Origin of the sequence: Leifsonia sp. ZF2019 (assembly GCF_019924635.1) — a bacterium.
Taxonomy (GTDB): Bacteria; Actinomycetota; Actinomycetes; order Actinomycetales; family Microbacteriaceae; genus Leifsonia.
On the sequence record NZ_CP065037.1, the window covers coordinates 3,033,482 to 3,051,736 of the forward strand.

The 18,255-nt window shown below is 70.9% G+C and carries 20 protein-coding genes, 1 tRNA gene and 1 pseudogene; 9 read left to right on the forward strand and 13 right to left on the reverse strand.

The window, feature by feature from the left end:
- The first annotated feature begins 123 nt into the window (after window positions 1–123).
- Window positions 124–1,062 carry an Lrp/AsnC family transcriptional regulator gene (locus tag IT072_RS14925; protein WP_223357647.1) on the forward strand — a complete coding sequence of 313 codons (939 nt, stop codon included), beginning with the start codon at window positions 124–126 and terminating at the stop codon, window positions 1,060–1,062.
- 21 nt (window positions 1,063–1,083) lie between these two features.
- Here the strand turns inward: IT072_RS14925 and IT072_RS14930 are convergent, their stop codons facing one another.
- Window positions 1,084–1,431, reverse strand: a complete 348-nt coding sequence (locus tag IT072_RS14930; RefSeq protein ID WP_223357648.1) for a LysR family transcriptional regulator — start codon at window positions 1,429–1,431, stop codon at window positions 1,084–1,086.
- A gap of 34 nt (window positions 1,432–1,465) precedes the next feature.
- Window positions 1,466–1,693 carry an RNA-binding S4 domain-containing protein gene (locus IT072_RS14935; protein ID WP_223357649.1) on the reverse strand — a complete coding sequence of 76 codons (228 nt, stop codon included), beginning with the start codon at window positions 1,691–1,693 and terminating at the stop codon, window positions 1,466–1,468.
- A gap of 49 nt (window positions 1,694–1,742) precedes the next feature.
- Between IT072_RS14935 and arfB the strand changes: the two genes are divergently transcribed.
- Entirely contained in the window at window positions 1,743–2,180 is a 438-nt protein-coding gene (arfB, locus tag IT072_RS14940; protein ID WP_223357650.1) for an alternative ribosome rescue aminoacyl-tRNA hydrolase ArfB, read from the forward strand.
- 38 nt (window positions 2,181–2,218) lie between these two features.
- Window positions 2,219–2,778, forward strand: a pseudogene (locus tag IT072_RS14945) (dihydrofolate reductase family protein).
- Window positions 2,779–2,880: 102 nt separating this feature from the next.
- Here IT072_RS14945 and IT072_RS14950 read toward each other — a convergent pair.
- Window positions 2,881–3,366 carry a MarR family winged helix-turn-helix transcriptional regulator gene (locus tag IT072_RS14950; RefSeq protein ID WP_223357651.1) on the reverse strand — a complete coding sequence of 162 codons (486 nt, stop codon included), beginning with the start codon at window positions 3,364–3,366 and terminating at the stop codon, window positions 2,881–2,883.
- Window positions 3,363–4,121, reverse strand: coding sequence for an SDR family NAD(P)-dependent oxidoreductase (locus IT072_RS14955; RefSeq protein ID WP_223357652.1), 759 nt, complete (start codon window positions 4,119–4,121; stop codon window positions 3,363–3,365). Before IT072_RS14955 ends, IT072_RS14950 begins: the two co-directional genes overlap by 4 nt.
- Window positions 4,122–4,412: 291 nt before the next feature.
- Here IT072_RS14955 and IT072_RS14960 point away from each other — a divergent pair, with 291 nt between their 5' ends.
- On the forward strand, window positions 4,413–5,603 hold the full coding sequence (locus IT072_RS14960) for an IS481 family transposase (protein WP_223357653.1): 1,191 nt from the start codon (window positions 4,413–4,415) through the stop codon (window positions 5,601–5,603).
- Between the two features lie 42 nt (window positions 5,604–5,645).
- Here the strand turns inward: IT072_RS14960 and IT072_RS14965 are convergent.
- The 4 genes from IT072_RS14965 to IT072_RS14980 form a co-directional block, all read right to left on the reverse strand.
- Window positions 5,646–5,717: transfer RNA gene (locus IT072_RS14965), tRNA-Arg, on the reverse strand.
- A 41-nt stretch (window positions 5,718–5,758) separates the two neighbouring features.
- Window positions 5,759–6,256, reverse strand: coding sequence for an HNH endonuclease (locus IT072_RS14970; protein ID WP_223357654.1), 498 nt, complete (start codon window positions 6,254–6,256; stop codon window positions 5,759–5,761).
- Between the two features lie 392 nt (window positions 6,257–6,648).
- Window positions 6,649–7,614 carry a C40 family peptidase gene (locus tag IT072_RS14975; RefSeq protein ID WP_223357655.1) on the reverse strand — a complete coding sequence of 322 codons (966 nt, stop codon included), beginning with the start codon at window positions 7,612–7,614 and terminating at the stop codon, window positions 6,649–6,651.
- Between the two features lie 221 nt (window positions 7,615–7,835).
- A complete protein-coding gene (locus tag IT072_RS14980) occupies window positions 7,836–8,537 on the reverse strand; it encodes a metal-dependent transcriptional regulator (protein WP_223357656.1) in 702 nt (233 codons plus the stop codon).
- A 130-nt stretch (window positions 8,538–8,667) separates the two neighbouring features.
- On the opposite strand from IT072_RS14980, the gene serC reads away from it, so the two are divergent.
- Together serC and IT072_RS14990 are read left to right on the forward strand one after the other, a co-directional pair.
- Entirely contained in the window at window positions 8,668–9,783 is a 1,116-nt protein-coding gene (gene serC, locus IT072_RS14985) for a phosphoserine transaminase (protein WP_223357657.1), read from the forward strand.
- A gap of 8 nt (window positions 9,784–9,791) precedes the next feature.
- Window positions 9,792–10,016: a DUF2530 domain-containing protein gene (locus IT072_RS14990; RefSeq protein ID WP_223357658.1), complete on the forward strand. Its 225-nt coding sequence runs from the start codon at window positions 9,792–9,794 to the stop codon at window positions 10,014–10,016.
- 142 nt (window positions 10,017–10,158) lie between these two features.
- Here IT072_RS14990 and IT072_RS14995 read toward each other — a convergent pair whose 3' ends face one another.
- Window positions 10,159–10,878 carry a DUF3027 domain-containing protein gene (locus IT072_RS14995; RefSeq protein WP_223357659.1) on the reverse strand — a complete coding sequence of 240 codons (720 nt, stop codon included), beginning with the start codon at window positions 10,876–10,878 and terminating at the stop codon, window positions 10,159–10,161.
- On the reverse strand, window positions 10,871–11,251 hold the full coding sequence (locus IT072_RS15000; protein WP_223357660.1) for a cold-shock protein: 381 nt from the start codon (window positions 11,249–11,251) through the stop codon (window positions 10,871–10,873). Before IT072_RS15000 ends, IT072_RS14995 begins: the two co-directional genes overlap by 8 nt.
- A 56-nt stretch (window positions 11,252–11,307) precedes the next feature.
- Here IT072_RS15000 and IT072_RS15005 point away from each other — a divergent pair, with 56 nt between their 5' ends.
- The 3 genes from IT072_RS15005 to IT072_RS15015 all read left to right on the forward strand — a co-directional run bounded on the left by IT072_RS15005 (window position 11,308) and on the right by IT072_RS15015 (window position 15,241).
- Window positions 11,308–11,604, forward strand: a complete 297-nt coding sequence (locus IT072_RS15005; protein WP_223357661.1) for a hypothetical protein — start codon at window positions 11,308–11,310, stop codon at window positions 11,602–11,604.
- Between the two features lie 22 nt (window positions 11,605–11,626).
- The gene (locus IT072_RS15010; RefSeq protein ID WP_223357662.1) at window positions 11,627–13,519 is read left to right on the forward strand and encodes a helicase-associated domain-containing protein; all 1,893 of its coding nucleotides are present in this window, start codon (window positions 11,627–11,629) and stop codon (window positions 13,517–13,519) included.
- Window positions 13,520–13,597: 78 nt separating this feature from the next.
- Window positions 13,598–15,241: a DNA repair helicase XPB gene (locus tag IT072_RS15015; RefSeq protein WP_223357663.1), complete on the forward strand. Its 1,644-nt coding sequence runs from the start codon at window positions 13,598–13,600 to the stop codon at window positions 15,239–15,241.
- Window positions 15,242–15,341: 100 nt separating this feature from the next.
- Here IT072_RS15015 and IT072_RS15020 read toward each other — a convergent pair whose 3' ends face one another.
- The 3 genes from IT072_RS15020 to IT072_RS15030 are packed head-to-tail and all read right to left on the reverse strand — an operon-like array spanning window position 15,342 to window position 18,202.
- Window positions 15,342–16,094 carry a pyrimidine reductase family protein gene (locus IT072_RS15020; protein WP_223357664.1) on the reverse strand — a complete coding sequence of 251 codons (753 nt, stop codon included), beginning with the start codon at window positions 16,092–16,094 and terminating at the stop codon, window positions 15,342–15,344.
- The gene (gene folP, locus IT072_RS15025) at window positions 16,087–16,998 is read right to left on the reverse strand and encodes a dihydropteroate synthase (protein ID WP_223357665.1); all 912 of its coding nucleotides are present in this window, start codon (window positions 16,996–16,998) and stop codon (window positions 16,087–16,089) included. The genes IT072_RS15020 and folP overlap by 8 nt, the downstream gene beginning before the upstream one ends.
- Window positions 16,985–18,202 (reverse strand): NAD(P)/FAD-dependent oxidoreductase, encoded by a 1,218-nt coding sequence (locus IT072_RS15030; protein WP_223357666.1) that lies wholly within the window; start codon window positions 18,200–18,202, stop codon window positions 16,985–16,987. Before IT072_RS15030 ends, folP begins: the two co-directional genes overlap by 14 nt.
- Window positions 18,203–18,255 lie beyond the last annotated feature (53 nt).

The window sequence follows — 18,255 nt, forward strand, 5'->3', positions numbered from 1 at the left end:
GAGTGGGACTGTTCCGCCCTTCTGCGGGGTTATCGCGCCAATTCGCGCGCGATTCGGCAGCATGATGCGTGCCATGCCATCCTTTTGCGGCCGAAGGGATGCGTTTCCGGGTATTCTGCGGATGTGCCCGCCCGCCCCGAACGCGCCGCCCCCGACCGCGACACCGACGCCCTCGACAGCAGCCTCTTCCGTGCGCTGCAGTCCGACGGCCGCGCCAGCATCCACGAGCTCGCCCGCACGCTCGGCGTCTCCCGCGACCTCGTCTCACGCCGCCTCGGCACGCTGATCGGGCGGGACGGTCTGCGCGTCGTCGCCGCCCTCGATCCCGGCTTCGCCGGCCTCAACGTCCTCATCCACGGCCTCGTCGCCGTCGACGGTCGCGCCCGACCCGTCGCCGAGCGCATCGCCGACCTCCCCGACACCGTCTTCGTGTCCCTGGTCGGCGGCTCCTCCCCCATCGTCTTCGAGTCCCGCCACGGCGACACCGACGAGTTGCACGCCACCCTCACGGCCATCCGCGCCATCCCCGGCGTCCGCGGCCTCCGCGTCAGCACCTACGACGCCCTCCTCAAGGAGTTCATCACCGCCGCCACCGTCACCTCCGTGAAGCTGGACCGCCTCGACCACGACCTCATCGCCGTACTGCAGGACGACGGCCGCGCCAGCTACCGCGCCCTGGCCGACCGCGTGCGGCTCTCCCCGTCGTCCGCGCGTGCCCGGGTCAAGCGCCTCCTCGACGCGGGCGTCATCCGCATCGCCGCCATCGACGCCGGCGGCCTCTCCCGCAACCGCGTCGCCGTCGGCGTCGGCATCGCCCTGCGCGGCTCGGCGGACCCGGTGCACCGCTATCTCGTCGACGCGACCGCGGTCGACCTCGCCGCCGACGCCCACGGAGCCTACGACGTCATCGCGACGATCGTCGGCACGACCCGCGTCGGGGTGCTCGAGGTGATCGAGGACCTGCGGGCCCTGCCGGAGGTCGGCGCGGTGGAGACGTGGGCGCACCTCGACATCATCAAGGAGGACTACGCGCGGACGCTGGGGCGGATCGTGCGGGGGTAGCGGCTACCGCGCGTACCGCCGCTACCGCCCCTGCCGCTTCTTGTAGGGCTTCGGCTGCCCCTTCACGATCGGCGCCCTCCCCCTGCCTTTCGACGCCTTGGCCTTGCCGCCCGCCGGAACGACCGGCTTCGGCGCAGGCGTGGGCGCCGCCGCGATCTCGGCCCTCGCCGTCGCGAGGAAGAGCGTGCCGGCGTTCGTCAGCCGGGTTCCTGAGGCATCCCGCACGAACAACGGCGACCCCACCTCGTCCTCCAGCTTCGCGATCGACGAGTAGAGCGACGCCAGCGGGATGTTCAGAGCCTTCGCCGCCCGCGGGAAGTGCAGCTCCTCGGCGACAGCGACGAACCGGGTCAGCAGGGTGATGTTCACGGGGTACGCGCTCCAGTCCCTCTCGTCACGCTCATCACGGGCAGACGCGGACGCTGCGCCCCTCGAACGTGACGACATCCCCCACCTGCAGCTGCCGCCCGCGACGCCGGTCGACCTCGCCGTTCACGGTCACATACCCGTCGATGATGGCCTCTTTGACATTGCCGCCCGAGTCCAGGAGGCCCGCGAACTTCAGGAACTGGCCCAGCCGGATGCCGTCCCCGCCGATCGGGATGTCGTCGATCGCGGGTGGGGTGGCCATTCCCAAATGCTAACCCACCGCACCGGCAGCCCAGGAGGATGATGGACCCGTGCCCTCCGCCCACCGCCCTGGCCTCCGGGTCGACGCTGGACTCACCATCCCCGAGTCCGAGCTCACCTGGCGTTTCTCGCGCTCGTCCGGCCCCGGCGGCCAGGGCGTGAACACCGCCGACTCCCGCGCGGAGCTGGTGTGGGACGTCGCCGCCTCCACAGCGTTGTCGCCGCCCCAGCGTGAACGCCTCCTCGACCGCCTCTCCGGCCGGCTGGTGGACGGGGTTCTGACCATCGCGGCCTCTGAACACCGCGCCCAGCTGCGCAACCGGGAAGCCGCGCGCCTCCGCCTGGCCGCCCTGGTCGCGGACGCCCTCCAACCGCCCGCTCCCTCGCGCCGCCCCACGAAACCGACCCGCGGCGCCCGCGAACGCCGCCTCGACGCCAAGAAGCGCCGAACCGACATCAAGCGCCTGCGCCGCCCGCCGCAGGACTGACCGCCACCCACTCGCGGCCCACCCTCGAGGAAGAGACCATGCGACCCCTCCGCTACGCCATCAACGTCACCCTCGACGGCTGCGTCCACCACGAGGCCGGCCTCCCGCCCGACGAGGACTCGATGCGGTTCTGGACCACCGAGCTGCAGCGCGCCGACGCCCTCCTCTTCGGCCGCACGACCTACGAGATGATGCGATCCGCCTGGCGCCGGCCCCTGTCCGGATCCTGGCCCGAGTGGATGGCCGACTGGCAGCGCCCGTTCGCGGAGACCATCGACACGGCCCCGAAGCACGTCGTGTCGAGCACCCTGGACGAGGTCGACTGGAACGCCGACCTGCTGCGCGGCGACCTGCGGACCGCGGTCGAGCGACTCAAGGAGGAGCCGGGCAACGGGCTGTTCGTGGGCGGCGTGACCCTCCCCGCGCCCTGGCCGATATGGGACTGATCGACGAGTACGTGTTCGTGGTCCAGCCGATGGTGGCGGGCCACGGGCCGACGTTGCTCGCGGGGCTGCGGGAGACGGTGCGGCTGGAGGTCGTGGAGCGGCGGGTGCTCGGGTCGGGCGTGGAAGTGGTGCGGTGTCGGCCCGACGAGTAGGCGAGCGGGGAGGTCGGGCATCCGCACGTCTTCCACAGAGCCCGTTCTCGATCAGAGCCCGCTCTCGATCAGAGCCCGTTCTCGATCAGGGCCCGTTCTCGGTCAGCGCCCCTGCTCCGGTGAGGACCGGCTGAAGTCGTGCGTCTGAACCTGAGCGATGGCGCGTTCCAGCACCTGGATCGCGGCGTCGATGGCGGCGGGGTCGATCCCGGCGAGTGCGACACCGCGGACCACGGCGAACGGGTCCGGTAGTCCGTCCAGCAGCCGGCGTCCGGACGGGGTGAGGGTGAGTTCGCGTTGTCGCTGGTCCGCCGGGGAGATCGTCTGCTCGACGAAGCCTTTGCGCACCAGGGTCGAGACGATGCCGCTGAGCGCCGCGCGTTCGGCATCGATGATGGGGCCGAGGTCGCGTTGCGCGGTCGGTCCGGCGTGGGCGAGGTGGCGGAGGACCAGCCACTGGGTCGAGCCGATGCCATGGGCTTTCAGGAGCGTCTCGACGGCCAGTCGGTTCGCGTAGTAGTAGCGTTTCGCCCAGGTGCCGAGGGAGTCCTTCTCGTCGGTCGTCGCGTTCATCTGCGCCCCTGTCACCACGGGATGCTCTGGTTCTCCCAGCGGGTGAACGTGCCGCTCGGTCCATCCGGGCCGAGCAGGCAGACGCGCACCACCTCACGGGACCCGTCCTCCACCGATTCGGCCCCCGCGAACGCGTTCAGGTTCGTGGCGGTGTATGCGGGCGACACCAGGTTCACCTTGATGTCGGTGTCCTCGAGCTCGACCATGATCGCCAGCGTGATGGCGTTCTCCGCCGCCTTCGACGCCGGATACACGGGGCCGAACATCGAGTGGTACGGGTAGCTCGGGTCGGCGTTCGCGGTGAGGGACCCTACGCCACTCGAGACGTTCACGATCCGCGCATCCGACGACCTCCGCAGCAGCGGGAGCATCGCCTGGTAGACCGCGAGCGTGCCGAAGACGTTCGTCTCCCACACCGTGCGGATCTCGTCCAGCGACGCCGTGCTGGCCTTGTTCGCCGCCGCGTACCCTGCGAGGAAGTCCCCGTCGGTCCGGGCCGCGCGCGAGATGCCCGCATTGTTGACGAGCAGATCGAGCCGACCGAACTCGCCCTCGATACGCTCCCGGGCCGCACGAATCGAGGCGCCGTCCGTGATGTCGATCTGAATCGGGATGGCACCCTCACCGATCTCGTGAGCGGCAGCAGCCCCCTTGGCCGCGTCACGCGAGCCCAGGAGAACCGTCACCCCATTTGCCACGAGCTCCTTCGCCACCTGGAACCCGACACCCTGATTCGCCCCCGTGATGAGAGCAATGCGCGCGAATGTCATGACTCGTCCTTTCGTTCGGTACCGAACTAGTTTCGCGCGGTGCCGGACGAAGCGCAAGGGTTGAGGCGAGATGGGTGGAGGGCAGCGGTCACGGCGATTGTGAAAGAGACTCGGGCCGGGGTCTCGGTGCGGCCAAGGCACACGCCCGGCGCGGCGGATGAATCGGCGTCACCCGACGATCGTCGCCGAGGGCGATTGGCCCGTCGGTGCCCCTGGAGGTGTCTGGGTTCACGACATAGGTCTCAGTTGATAGGTCCCTGGTGAGTCGGGACATGCGTCACAGTCGGTGGCATGTCGAAGGCTCGGGTCGCCGTGATGAAGATCGTGTCCAAACAGCTCACCGTGACGGCGGCAGCTGCCGAGTACGGGTTCTCCCGCCGGCACCTGCATCGGCTGCTCGCACGCTACCGAGACGGCGGCCTGGACGCGGTCGAACCGCGCTCCCGAGCCCCGCACACCAGCCCGCAGCGAACCGCGGACGAAGTCCGGGAACGGATCCTGCAATTGCGAGCTGAGCTGATCGGGAACGGGTTGGATGCCGGCCCGGTCACCATCGCCTGGCACCTCGAACAGGAGAACCTGCAGGCTCCGTCGACCTCGACGATCCGCCGGACCCTCCACACCGCCGGGCTCATCACCCCGGAACCCCGGAAACGGCCCCGCTCCTCCTACCTCCGGTTTCAGGCCGCGCAACCGAACGAGACCTGGCAGTCCGACTTCACCCACTGGCGCCTGGCCGATGGCACCGATATCGAGATCCTGAACTGGCTGGACGACCACTCCCGCTACCTGCTCTCCTGCACCGCACACCGCCCGGTCACCGGCGACGACGTGGTCACCAGCTTCCTGACCGCGACCGAACGGCACGGCATCCCTGCCTCCACCCTGACCGATAACGGCAGGGTCTACACCGCCCGGTTCGGCGGCGGCCGCAACGCCTTCGAATACCTGCTCCCCCTGCTCGGCGTCACCCAGAAGAACGGCTCACCCAGCCACCCGCAAACTCAAGGCAAGATCGAACGCTTCCACCAAACCCTCAAACGCTGGCTCACCGCACGGCCCGCCGCCGACACCCTGACCGAGCTCCAGACTCAGCTCGACGCGTTCCGGGAGCACTACAACGAGCACCGCCCCCACCGCGCCCTGAACCGGCAGACACCCGGGCAAGCATTCCGCGCCACCCCGAAAGCGCTCCCCGCCCAGGCCCGCACCCCCGGCCACTACCGCATCCGCTACGACCTCGTCGGAACAGGCGGCAAAGTCAGCCTCCGCCGCGCCGGCCGAATGCACCACCTCGGCATCGGCTACCACCACCGCGGAACCCGCATCCTCGCCCTCGCCGACGACACCACCGTCACCGTCATCGCCCTGAACACCGGCGAAATCCTCTCCACCCACACCATCGACCCCACCCGCAGCTACTGGCGCAACAACGAGAAAACCCCCGGCCGATGGCCGAGGGCTTCTTCACGTGAGACCTAAGACGCGACTCAGGTGAGACCTATGTCGCGACTCAAGACACGGTGCCCCTGGAGGGACTCGAACCCCCAACCTTCTCCTTAGGACGGAGCAGCTCTTCCATTGAGCTACAGAGGCCAGCCCATCGAGTCTAGCGAAACCGACGCGAGGAGCAGGAATCACGCCGCGGGGGCGAGGTAGTCCTCCCAGTCGGGTTGGGAGATCTCGGTGCCGCGGACCATCCAGGAGGCGTCGTGGGGCGCGCGGGGGGTGACGGCGAGGGTCCAGCCCATTTCGGCGGGGGTGCGGTCGCCTTTGAGGTTGTTGCAGCGGAGGCAGCAGGCGACGAGGTTCTCCCAGCTGTCGCGGCCACCGCGGGAGCGGGGCTGCACGTGGTCGATGGTCGTGGCGGACTTGCCGCAGTAGCCGCAGCGGTGGAGGTCGCGGCGGAGGACGCCGCGGCGGCTGACGGGGACGGCGCGGCCGCGTGGGAGGCGCACGTAGCGGGTGAGGAGGATGACAGAGGGGCGCTCGAAGCTGCCCGAGATGGTCCAGACGGGGTGGTCGGGGTCGATGGAGAGCACGGTGGCCTTGTGATTCATCACGAGGACGAGGGCGCGCTTGAACGAGACGACCGCGAGGGGTTCGTAGCCGGCGTTGAGGACCAGAGTCTTCATCTGCGACCTTCCGGGAGGGCGAGAGGGGTGGGGGTGGACGCTGCAGGGCAAACAAAAAGGGCACTGTCCGTGCGGACAGCGCCCAATGAAGGAACGACAGGGTGGTGGTGACGCACCACGCGATGGTGGAGGCAGGGCTCCACATGGTGGCGGCAGGCGAAGAAGTCGCGGCGACGCTCCACCGACGGGAGGCCGCGCTCGGCCCGTCGGGTCGCCCTCAGCGACCAGACTCCGGGCGGAACAGCAACCGGATGACGCGGCATCAGGGGATCAGAGTAACGCAGAAACGGCGCGCCTCCTATTCGAGGCGCGCCGTTTCACAGCCGGGCCAGCCAGAGTTCACCCTCCGGTAAGAAAGGCGTTCGCCCACCGGCCAGAAAACCGAAACCCGATCAGATCCCGAGACGGACGATGTAGAAGTCGCTCGTCCAGATGGGACGCACCGAGATGGAGCGGCCGACCTCGGGGGCGTCCATGATGTTGCCGTTGCCGGCGTAGAAGCCGTCGTGTCCGGACATGATGACGAGGTCGCCGGGCTGGGCGTCCTCGATCGAGATCCGCTTGCCGGCGGCCGCCTGGTCCGACACGGAATGCAGGAGGGAGACGCCGAACTGGGCGTAGACGAACTGCACGTACCCGGAGCAGTCGAAGCCGGCCGGGGAGGCGCCGCCGAAGACGTAGGGGGTGCCGATGTACTGCTGTGCAACCGAGAAGACGGAGGCGAGGCTGAAGTTGGGGTAGGGCGGGTTGGCCAGGAAGTCGGAGACCGACGGGCCGGAGTAGCTGTTCGCGTAGTTCGTCAGCGTGACGGCGGCCCGCTGACGGGCGGCCTCGGCAGCGGCGGCGGCCTTCTGCGAAGCGAGCTGCTCCTCCGTGGTGGCGGAGGCGGCGTCTCGGGCGACGGCGGCGGAGGCGACGGTGGTGCCGACCTCGACGGTCTGCGCCTGCGCCTTCTTCATGCTGTCCGCGGCGCTCGTGCCGAACGCGGACGTCTCGGCGCTGTCCGGGTTGAAGGCGAACGCGGGGATGGACATGGTGGCGATGATGCCGGTGGCCACGGTCATGACCGCGACGTTGATGGCCCAGCCGCCCTTGCGCTTCGCGGCCGGCTTCGTCGCGGCGGCCGTGGAGCCGGTGGTGGCGGACGCGGCGGCGGTCTTCGCCGGAGCAGCGGTGCGCGCGGCGACAGACGGCTTCGGGGCGGCCTTCGCGGTGCGCTCGGCGGCGGTGCGCTCAGCGCGGAGAGAGCGGCGGGAGACGAGAGCAGAGTCGGCGGGGGAACCGGTCTCGGCGGGGGTCTGTGTGGCGTCGGTGCTCGTGCGGTCCTGGTCAGGACCGGGCGTACTCGAGTGTGCCAAGTGCAACCTCCAGCGCTCCGGCAGCACTAGGGAGCTGCCCCCGCCCGATGCGTATTGGCTTCGGCTTCACGAACCGGGAGACGGGTTCAGGGGGTGTGGAGCGTCCCGGTTCGGGTTCTGATGGGCCGGCTTGTGGCCCGTTCGAACTCGTAAGAGACTACGGGACGTACTCCCGTTTGTCACATCATTTCGAGACTCTTTTAACGAACCGGTAACGGAATTCAGGCGTCGACGAAGATGTGGGCGGCGAGCTCGTTGGGCAGCTCCAGCCCGGTCTCGAAGCCGTCGATCTGCACGGCTACGTAGGAGCCGGCGGGAGAGAAAGTGCCGGTCGAGCCCGGAAAAACACCCGCCTGCTTGAGCTGGAGCAGCAGCTCCGGGTCAACCTGCGCGGGCTCGCCGAGGCGGCGGATCCTGGCAGTCACCCCGGAATCGGAGCCGCGGACGACGTCGACGAGGTTGACCAGGCTCTGCGTGGCGGCGGCGGCGTCGACGGCGCCCTGGTCGCCCAGGTCGCCGAGGCCCGGGATGGGGTTGCCGTACGGCGACTCCGTGGGGTGACCGAGCATTGTGAGCAGCTTGCGCTCCACCTGCTCGCTCATCACGTGCTCCCAGCGGCAGGCCTCCTCGTGCACGTACTCCCACTCGAGCTCGATCACGTCGCTGAGCAGGCGCTCGGCCAGGCGGTGCTTGCGCATGACGTTGACGGCCTTGCGGCGGCCCTCGTCGGTGAGCTCCAGGTGACGGTCGCCCGAGACGACGACGAGGCCGTCGCGCTCCATGCGGCCGACGGTCTGCGAGACAGTGGGGCCGGAGTGGCCGAGGCGCTCCGAGATGCGCGCGCGCAGGGGGATGATGTTGTCCTCTTCGAGCTCCAGGATGGTGCGAAGATACATCTCCGTCGTGTCGATCAGATCGGTCATGAACCCCTCCACTTGCAGGCACGCGAATGTCGGGGTAGAGCCTACTTGCTGCCGACGACAGAAACGTGCAGGCGCGTCCGGGCGGTCCCGGCGGCCATCAGGTGGTTACAACAGCCCATACACTTCTGTTATGCCGGATGTGACGATTCCCACTGATCTGCTGCCCGCCGACGGACGATTCGGCTGCGGCCCGTCCAAGGTCCGCCCGGAGCAGCTGGCGTACCTCGCCGGCCCGGGCGCCGCACTGCTCGGCACCTCCCACCGGCAGGCGCCGGTGAAGAACCTCGTCGGCCGCGTGCGCGACGGTCTTGCCGACCTGTTCCGCATCCCCGAGGGCTACGAGGTCGTCATCGGCAACGGAGGCTCCACCGCCTTCTGGGACGCAGCGGCGTTCTCCCTCATCGAGACCCGGAGCCAGAACCTCGTCTTCGGCGAGTTCGGCGGCAAGTTCGCCAAGGCGGCGAAGACCCCGTGGCTCGAAGCCCCGCACGTCATCGAAGCCCCCGCCGGCTCGCGCAGCACGGCCGAGCCGGTCGAGGGCGTCGACGTCTACGCCTGGCCGCACAACGAGACCTCCACCGGCGTGATGGCCCCGGTGCGCCGCGTGACCGGCGACGCGGGCGCGCTCACCGTGATCGACGCGACCAGCGCCGCGGGCGGCGTGGACATCGACGCGTCGCAGGCGGACGTCTACTACTTCGCCCCGCAGAAGAACTTCGCCTCGGACGGCGGTCTGTGGCTGGCTCTCTTCTCCCCCGCCGCGATCGAGCGGGTCGAGCGCATCGCGGCCACCGACCGTTACATCCCCGAGTTCCTCTCCATCAAGAACGCGATCGACAACTCGCGCCTCAACCAGACGCTGAACACCCCGGCCGTCGCCACGCTGGCGCTGCTCGACAACCAGATCGAGTGGATGAACGGCAACGGCGGCCTCGCCTGGGCCGACGCCCGCACCCGAGAGTCGTCCGACGCGCTGTACGCGTGGGCGGAGGGCGTGGACTACGCCACCCCGTTCGTCGCCGACCCGGAGCACCGCTCGCAGGTCGTCGTCACGATCGACTTCGACGACCGCATCGACGCCGCCGCGGTGGCCAAGACGCTCCGTGCGAACGGCGTCGTCGACACCGAGCCCTACCGCAAGCTCGGCCGCAACCAGCTGCGCATCGCCACGTTCACGGCCATCGAGCCCTCCGACGTGCGCGCGCTCATCGGCTGCGTCGAGTACGTGGTGGAGCGGCTGGGCTGACGACCGCCATGCGGCTCTGGCTCCGCGACGACGAACGACGGCCCGACCCGGTCCCCGTGAAGACGGACGACCGGCGGGCCGTTCTCGTCGGCCTCGCGCTCTGGGTGCTGGCGCTCGTCGTCGTGCTCATCGCCGGCCCGGGCGGTGTCTGGACCTGGACGGTCGTCGTCGGGCTGGCTCTCGGCGTCCTCGGGATGGTGTACCTCACGGTCACCCGGCGCAAACGGGGCTGACCGGCGCGTCGACCCGGGTACACCGACCCGGGTGCGCCGACCCACACGCGACAGATGCGCCCGGCCGGCGCAGGATCCGTGGACGGACCCTGCGCGCGGACGGACCTGCGCCGAGACGGCGCTAGTGCTGCTCGGACGACCGCTACTGCTGGTCGGTCGACTCCGGCCCGGCTTCTGCGATCTCCGGCTCCTCGAGCGCGGCGGCCTCCTCGGCCGGGAGGTCGAGATCGGCGTCGACGTCGGTGACCTCGTCGAAGGCGGGATCGAGCGCGTCGACGACCGCGACGTCGTCGTCCGACTCGGCGTCGTGGTCCGACTCGGCGTCGTCGCCGTGGAGGCTGTCGATGTCGACCCCGTCGAGGTCGTCGTCGCCGTGGAGGTCGTGGACGTCGTGATCGTCGTCCTCGTCCTCGTCGTCGTCCTCCGCGTCGTAGTCGTCCGCGTCGTCCTCGTCCGACTCGTCGTCGGTCTCATCGTCCTCGTCCGAGTCGTCCTCGTCGGAGTCGTCCTCCGCCGCGGCTTCGGCCTCGGCAGCGGCGATGGCCTCCTGGGCGGCCTGGTAGTCGGCGAGACGCTCCGACCACGGCACCCAGTCGGGCGCGAGCAGCGCGCCCTCGGCGGGCATCAGCTCGGCCTCGAGCACCGTGGGGGCGGCGTCCTCGTCGGCGCGGCCGATCGTGACCGTCCAGCGCCAGCCGGGGTAGCCGGCGAGCTTGGCCTCGAAGAGCAGGGAGACGACGGCCTCCCCCTCGACGATGTGGCCCGCGGCGGCGCCGATCGTCGCCTCGGGGGTGATCTCCGCGAGGGCGCGGCGGGCGAGCGGCTCGGCCGCGAGCAGGTCCTCGATGCCGGTGTCAGGCATCCAGGTCGTCCGCAACACGGCGCAGCACGGCAGCGATCTTGGCGCCGTGCTGCTTGTCGGGGTACTTGCCGCGACGCAGGTTCGCGCCGATGCCGTCGAGGAGCTTCACGAGGTCCTCGACGATGATCGCCATGTCATCGGCCGACTTGCGCTTCATCTTCACGAGGCTCGGCGGCGTCTCGAGGACGCGCACCGACAGCGCCTGCGCACCGCGCTTGCCGTCGGCGATGCCGAACTCGAGCCGCGATCCCGCCTTGACGACGGCGCCGGCGGGCAGCGCGGACGCGTGCAGGAAGACCTCCTGACCGTCGTCGGCGCTGATGAAGCCGAAGCCTTTCTCATCGTCGTAGAACTTGACCTTGCCGGTTGGCATGGGAACCTCACTTCACATGGGGGATCGAATGACCAACCTCAATTATCCTTGATTTCGTGACCCAGCAGACCCCGGCGCCCGCATCGCGCGTGCAGCGCATCCTCTCGTACATCATCGCGGCGCTCGTGATCGTCTCTCTGGTCTGCATCGCAGCCATCCTGATCGGCACTGCGGTGGGCGGTTTCGCCCAGCAGGGATCGGGCGAGGGGCTGTGGCCGGCGGTGTTCGTCTTCCCGCTGATCGCCCTGCCGATCGCGTTCGTGCTCATCATCGCGCTGATCATCGTGGTGGGCCGCCAGCGCAGCAAGGCGGCGAAGGCCGCGAAGGGCCTGGACCCCAAGGCCCGGCGCTAGCGAGCGGCAGCGGACCGGCGCGATGACGACGACGCTCGCACTGGCGGCGCGTCTGCGCGCGCTCCCGGACGACGAACTCGTCGCCGCCCTGCGCCACCGGAGTGTGCGGCGCTCGGGCATCTCCGACTTCTTCGATCTCGCCGAGGCGCTCCTCGACGGCGAGTCGGTACAGCGGGCGCTGGTCGCACTCGACCGCACCCGGCTCGCCACGCTGATCGTGCTCGGGCGCGCCGGTCCGCTGGAGGTGCGGGAGGTCGCCGTCGCGCTCGACCGGGAGCCCGCGACCGCCGGCGCGACCGAGCAGCAGGCCGCAGCCGCGCTGGACGCGCTGAGCGGCCTCCTGCTGGCGCACCCGGCCGACGGTGACCCGGAAGACGCCGACCCCGCAGACGGCCGCACGCCCCGCTACGGCACGTACGACGCCGTCTCCGCCCGCCTGATCGCCTGGCCCGACGCCGGCCTCCCCTCTCCCGACGAACTCCTGCGCACCGCTCCCCCGCCCGCGCTGGCCCCCGTGCCGGACACGGAGCGGAGGTTCACCGACCGCCTCGCCGCCGACCGCGCGTTCGAGGCCGTCGTCGCCGTCTCGGAGCTGCTCGCCGAGCTGGGGAGGGAGGGCGCCCGCGAGCTGCAGCGCGGCGGCCTCGCGCTCCCCGCCGTCAAACGGCTCTCCGAAGCCCTCGCCGTGGATGCGGACGCCGTCCCGACCGTGCTGTCGGTCGCCTCCCGCGCCGGTCTCGTCGCGGTGGAGGCCGGGCAGTGGCTCCCGGCGGAGCCGGCCGCCGCGTGGCTCCACGCCTCCACGCCGGACCGCTGGCGCGCACTGGCCGGCGCCTGGCTGGGGGCGCTGCCCGACGATCTGCGCGCGCTCGTCGCCGACCGCAGCCGCGCGGAGTGGGGCGACAGCCTCCGCGAGCACGTCGGCTGGCTCTACCCGGCCGCGGCCGACGAGGCGCGGGCACGGGTCGACGCGCACCTGCGCGACGCTGAGTGGCTGGGCATCACGGCCCACGGCGCGCCCTCCGGCCCCGGCACCGTGCTCGTCGAGGAGGGGCCGGAGGCGTCGGCCGACGCGCTCGCCCCCGCCTTCCCCGCCGAGGTGCGTCAGGTCTATCTGCAGCACGACCTCACGATGATCTCGCCGGGTCCCCTCGCGCCCGACCTGGAGGCACGGCTGCGCACGATGGCCGATCTGGAGAGCCGGGCGTTGGCCTCCACGTTCCGCTTCTCCCCCGCCTCGGTCGACCGCGCGATCACCGCGGGCGAGACCGCCGCCACGATCCGGGAGTTCCTCTCCGGCATCTCGCTCACGGGCCTCCCCCAGCCGCTCGACTATCTGATCACCGATGTGACCGAGCGCCACGGCCGCGTGCGGGTACGCACCGTGGACGAGGGGGAGGCGCGCACGGCGGTGCGCTCCTCCGACACCACCCTCCTGCGCACGATCGAGGTCGACCAGTCCCTGAGCTCCCTGCGGCTCACGCCCGCGCGGGCCGATGTGCTGCACAGCCGCTTCCCACGCGACGTCGTCTTCTGGGCGCTGTCGGACGCCCGCTACCCCGTGGTCGCGGAGGATGAGAACGGGGAGCCCGTCACCCTGCGCCGCCAGCGCTACGCCCACCCGCAGACCGCCCCGACCCGCGACCAGGACCGCGAACTCGTCGAGCGGCTGCGCGCGGTCGACGCCGCCGTCACGGACGACACGGCCGAGCAGTGGCTCGCCCGTCAGCTCGACCAGGCGGTGCGCGCCCGGCAGCCGGTGGTCGTCGAGGTCGCGATGCCCGACGGCAGTGTGGTCGACCTCGTGCTGGAGCCGACCGGGGTCGGTGGCGGGCGGCTCCGCGGGCGGGACCGCTCCGCGGACATCGAGCGGACGCTGCCGCTGTCGAGCGTGAAGGCCGTCCGGCCGCTCTGAGACGCACGCCCGGCGCGGAGGGGCGCCGAGGAGGCCGCTTCGCCGAGTATTCACCCGCGCGGCGTAGACTCAGCCGTTATGTCCGATGGCCCCCTGATCGTCCAGAGCGACCGAACCGTCCTGCTCGAAGTCGCCCATCCCGCCGCCGAGGACGCCCGCCACGACCTCGCCGTCTTCGCCGAGCTGGAGCGCGCACCCGAGCACATCCACACGTACCGGATCACCCGTCTCGGCCTGTGGAACGCGCGGGCGGCCGGTCACACCGCCGACGACATGCTGGCGACGTTGGAGCGGTACTCCAAGTTCCCCATCCCGCAGACGGTGTCGGTGGACGTCGCCGAGACGGTGGCGCGTTACGGCCGCCTGGTGATCGAGCGCGACGACGAGGGCGAGCTCGTGCTGCGCTCGGCGGATCTCGCGGTGCTGACGGAGGTCGCGAGCGCCAAGCGGATCGCCCCGCTGCTCCTGGAGCGCCGCGACGACACCACGTTCGCCGTGCAGGCGTGGGCGCGCGGGCAGCTCAAGCAGGAGCTGGTCAAACTCGGCTGGCCCGCCGAGGACCTCGCCGGCTACACCCCCGGCACTCCGCACGACATCGGGCTGCGCGAGGACGGCTGGGCCCTGCGCGACTACCAGCGCAAGGCCGTCAGCAACTTCTTCGACGGAGGCTCGGGAGTCGTCGTGCTGCCCTGTGGCGCCGGCAAGACACTCGTCGGCGCGGGCGCGATGGCGACCTCGCAGACCACCACGCTCATCCTCGTGACCAACACCGTCTCGGCGCGGCAGTGGCGCGACGAGCTGCTCAAGCGCACCACACTCACCGCCGACGAGATCGGCGAGTACTCGGGCCAGGTCAAGGAGGTCAAGCCGGTCACCATCGCGACGTACCAGATCCTCACAGCCAAGCGGAAGGGCGAGTACGCGCACCTGGCGCTGCTCGACGCGCTCGACTGGGGGCTCGTGGTCTACGACGAGGTGCACCTGCTGCCGGCACCGGTCTTCAAGCTGACCGCGGAACTGCAGGCCCGCCGCCGCCTCGGTCTCACCGCGACCCTGGTGCGCGAAGACGGTCGCGAGGGCGACGTCTTCAGCCTCATCGGCCCCAAGCGCTTCGACGCGCCGTGGAAGGAGATCGAGGCGCAGGGCTTCATCTCCCCCGCCGCCTGCTACGAGGTGCGCATCGACCTCCCCGCCTCCGAACGCCTCAGCTACGCGGCGGCCGCGGACGACGAGCGCTACCGCCTCGCGGCGACCGCCCCGGCCAAGCTGGATGTCGTGCGTCAGCTGGTCGACCGGCACGCCGGCGAGCGCATCCTCGTGATCGGCCAGTACCTCGACCAGATCGACGAGCTGGCGGAGACGCTCGGCGCGCCTCAACTCACGGGCGCGACGCCGGTGGACGAGCGCGAACGGCTGTACCAGGAGTTCCGCGACGGCCGCACGCCGGTGCTCGTCGTGAGCAAGGTCGCGAACTTCTCGGTCGACCTCCCCGAGGCGACGGTCGCCATCCAGGTCTCCGGCTCCTACGGCTCCCGGCAGGAGGAGGCGCAGCGCCTCGGCCGCTTGCTGCGCCCCAAGGAGTCCGGCCTGTCGGCGAACTTCTACACCCTCGTCTCGCGGGACACCGTCGACCAGGACTTCGCGCAGAACCGGCAGCGGTTCCTCGCCGAGCAGGGGTACTCGTACACGATCCTGGACGCGCACACGCTGCAGGCGGCGTAGGTCCGGAGTTCCGACGCGACGCGCCGCTCAGTTCGCCGTTGTTCCGGTGATCTGCGCGGAGTCGAGCCACATCGCCGGAGTTGCTGGAGGGCCGCCGGGCTCAGGGGCGGACATAGCGCAGCAGCAGGGTGCCGTCGGCGTTCAGCACGTGCGCCAGCTCCAGCTCCAGCGGGACGTCCGGGGTCGCGCCCGCGGCGATGCGGGAGGCGGTGCCGGCGACGAGCAGCGGGCTGACGGTGAGGCAGAGCTCGTCGACGACCCCGGCGGCGATCAGGTCGGCGAAGAGGTGCGGACCGCCCTCGCAGTGGATGCGCGCGAGACCGCGATCCGCGAGCGCGGCGACCATCGCGGCGGGGTCGACCCTGTCGACGCCGCAGACGAGCACATCGGCGACAGCGGCGAGCGCCTCCCGCTGCCGCCGCGGGGCGGCCTCCGTGGTGACGACGAGGGGACGAACGGGCGCATCGGTGAAGACGGCGCTGCCCGGGTCGAGTTCGAGGTGCGCCGAGACGATCGCGAAGACGGGGTGGGCGGCGAGGCCGGCGCCCTCCCGCGCGCGCTGCGCGGCCCGATCGACCCGCATCGCGCCGTAGCCCTCGGCCCGCACCGTCCCGGCGCCGACGACCACCACATCGCAGAGCCGGCGCAGCAGGTCGAAGACGCGGTGGTCGGCATCGCCGCCGAGTCCTGCCGAGAGTCCCTGCACGGTGGCGGCGCCGTCGAGGCTGCTCACGAAGTTGACCCGCACCCACGGCGCGCGCCGGGGGTCGTCGTAGAGCGCGGTGAGGTCCCCGTCGGTCAGGGCGTCGGCCGCGGGGAGGGGGTGCAGGCGTCCGATGGCGGGGTCACTCATTCACGTCTCCCATGTTGTGGCGCAGGTGGGCGGGGGCGCGCAGCCCGAGGATCGCCTCGGTCATGCGCGCGGCGGCGACGGAGGCGTGCACGTCGTGCATGCGGATGATGCGGGCGCCGTTCACGATCGACACGACGGCGGCGGCCAGCGAGCCTTCGAGCCGCTCGCCGCGGGGCGCGTTCAGGGTCTCCCCGATGAAGTCCTTGTTCGAGACGGCGGCCAGGGTGGGGTAGCCGAGGTCGGCGATCTCGGACAGCCGGCGGGTGAGCTCGAGGGAGTGGAGCGTGTTCTTGTTGAGGTCGTGGCCGGGATCGACGATGATCCGCTCCTCCGGCACACCGGCCTCCCGTGCGCGCTCGACCCGGTCGAGGAGGAAATCGGCCACCTCGGTCACGACGTCGCCGTATTGCGGACGCGGGTAGACGGTGCGCGGCTCGGCGAGGCTGTGGGTGATGACCAAGGTGGCTTCGCTGTCCGCGACGACGCGGGCGAGGTCGGGGTCGCTCAGTCCGGTCGTGTCGTTGATCACCGTGGCGCCGGCCGCGAGGGAGGCGCGCGCGACCCGGGAGTGGAAGGTGTCGACCGAGATCACGACGTCCGAGCCCCGGCGGAGCAGCTCGACGACAGGCACGACGCGCTCGATCTCGTCCTCCACCGGCACCGGCTCGCCGGGGGCGAACGGAGCACCGCCGATGTCGACCCAGTCCGCTCCGCGGGCGACGGCCTCGAAGCACGCGTCGACGGCCGCTTCCAGCGCGTAGGTGCGCCCCTGGTCGAAGAAGGAGTCCGGGGTGCGGTTCACGACGGCCATGACGGCGACCTGCCGCGAGAAGTCGAAGGTGCGCGCGCCGATGGTGCGGACGGGGATGCGGAGCGGGGGCAGGTAGGTCTCAGAGCGCGGCAAGGTCCACGCTCTCGTCCGTCAGGCGGGCGGGGTCGAGGCGGTCGCCGCTGCGGATGAGCCGCTGGATGTCGTCCTGCACGTCCCAGACGTTGACGTTCATCCCGGCCACCACGCGGTCGCCGCGCAACCAGAACGCGACGAACTCGCGCGCGTCCACGTCTCCGCGGTAGACGACGCGGGCGTCCGCCATGAGGGGCGCGTATCCCGAGAACTCCATGCCCAGATCGTATTGGTCGGAGTAGAAGTACGGGATGTCGTCGTAGCTCGCGGACTCCCCCAGGATGCTGCGCGCGGCGACCGTCCCCCCGGCGATCGCGTTGGCCCAGTGCTCGTTGCGCAGATGGCGGCCGATCGCCGGCAGGTAGGGGTTCGCGACATCGCCGACGGCATAGACGTCCTCCGCGGAGGTGCGCATCCCCTTGTCGGTGAGGATGCCGTTCTCGATCGTGAGGCCGGAGCGCTCGCCGACGAGCACGTCCGGTGCGGCGCCCACGCCGGCGACTACGAGGTCGGCCGGGATGCGCTCGCCCGAGGCCAGCACCACGGCGTGGGCGGCGCCTCCGTCGACGGCGGCCACCGCGCCGGTCACGAAGCGCACGCCGTTGTCGCGGTGCAGTTGCTCGAAAACACGGCCCAGCTCGACGCCGATCGCGCCGGCCAGCGGGACCTCTCGCCGGCCGACCACGGTCACGTCGTTGCCGTACCCGCGCGCGGCGGCGGCGACCTCCATGCCGATCCAGCCGGAGCCGACGACCACGACCCGTCGGTGGCCGACCTCCAGGGCCGCATAGAGCCGCTGGCTGTCCTCGATCGTCCGCAGGCGCAGCACGTCGCCGTGGCCGCTGCCGGGGACTTCGAGGCCGCGCGGGCGCGCACCGGTCGCGATCACCAGGCTGTCGTAGGTGAGCCGGCCGCCGCTCGCGATGAACAGCTCGTGCGCTCCCGGGTCGAACGACCCGGCCTCGGTGCCGGGAAGGAACTCGACGTCGTGCTCGGGATACCACTCCCCCGGCTTGACGTACGCGTCGCCGAGGTCGCCCTCCCCCTTCAGGTAGTCCTTGGACAGCGGCGGGCGGAGGTACGGATGGTGCTCCTCCGCCCCGAGCAGCAGGATGCGGCCGGCGAAGCCGCGCTCGCGCAGCTCGACCGCGGTCGTGGCGCCCGCGAGACCGGCCCCGGCGATGACGACGGTGTGATTGGACATGGCAGCCTCCTCCACCACAGCATCCACGGATCGTACGGCCTCCGCCAGCCCCC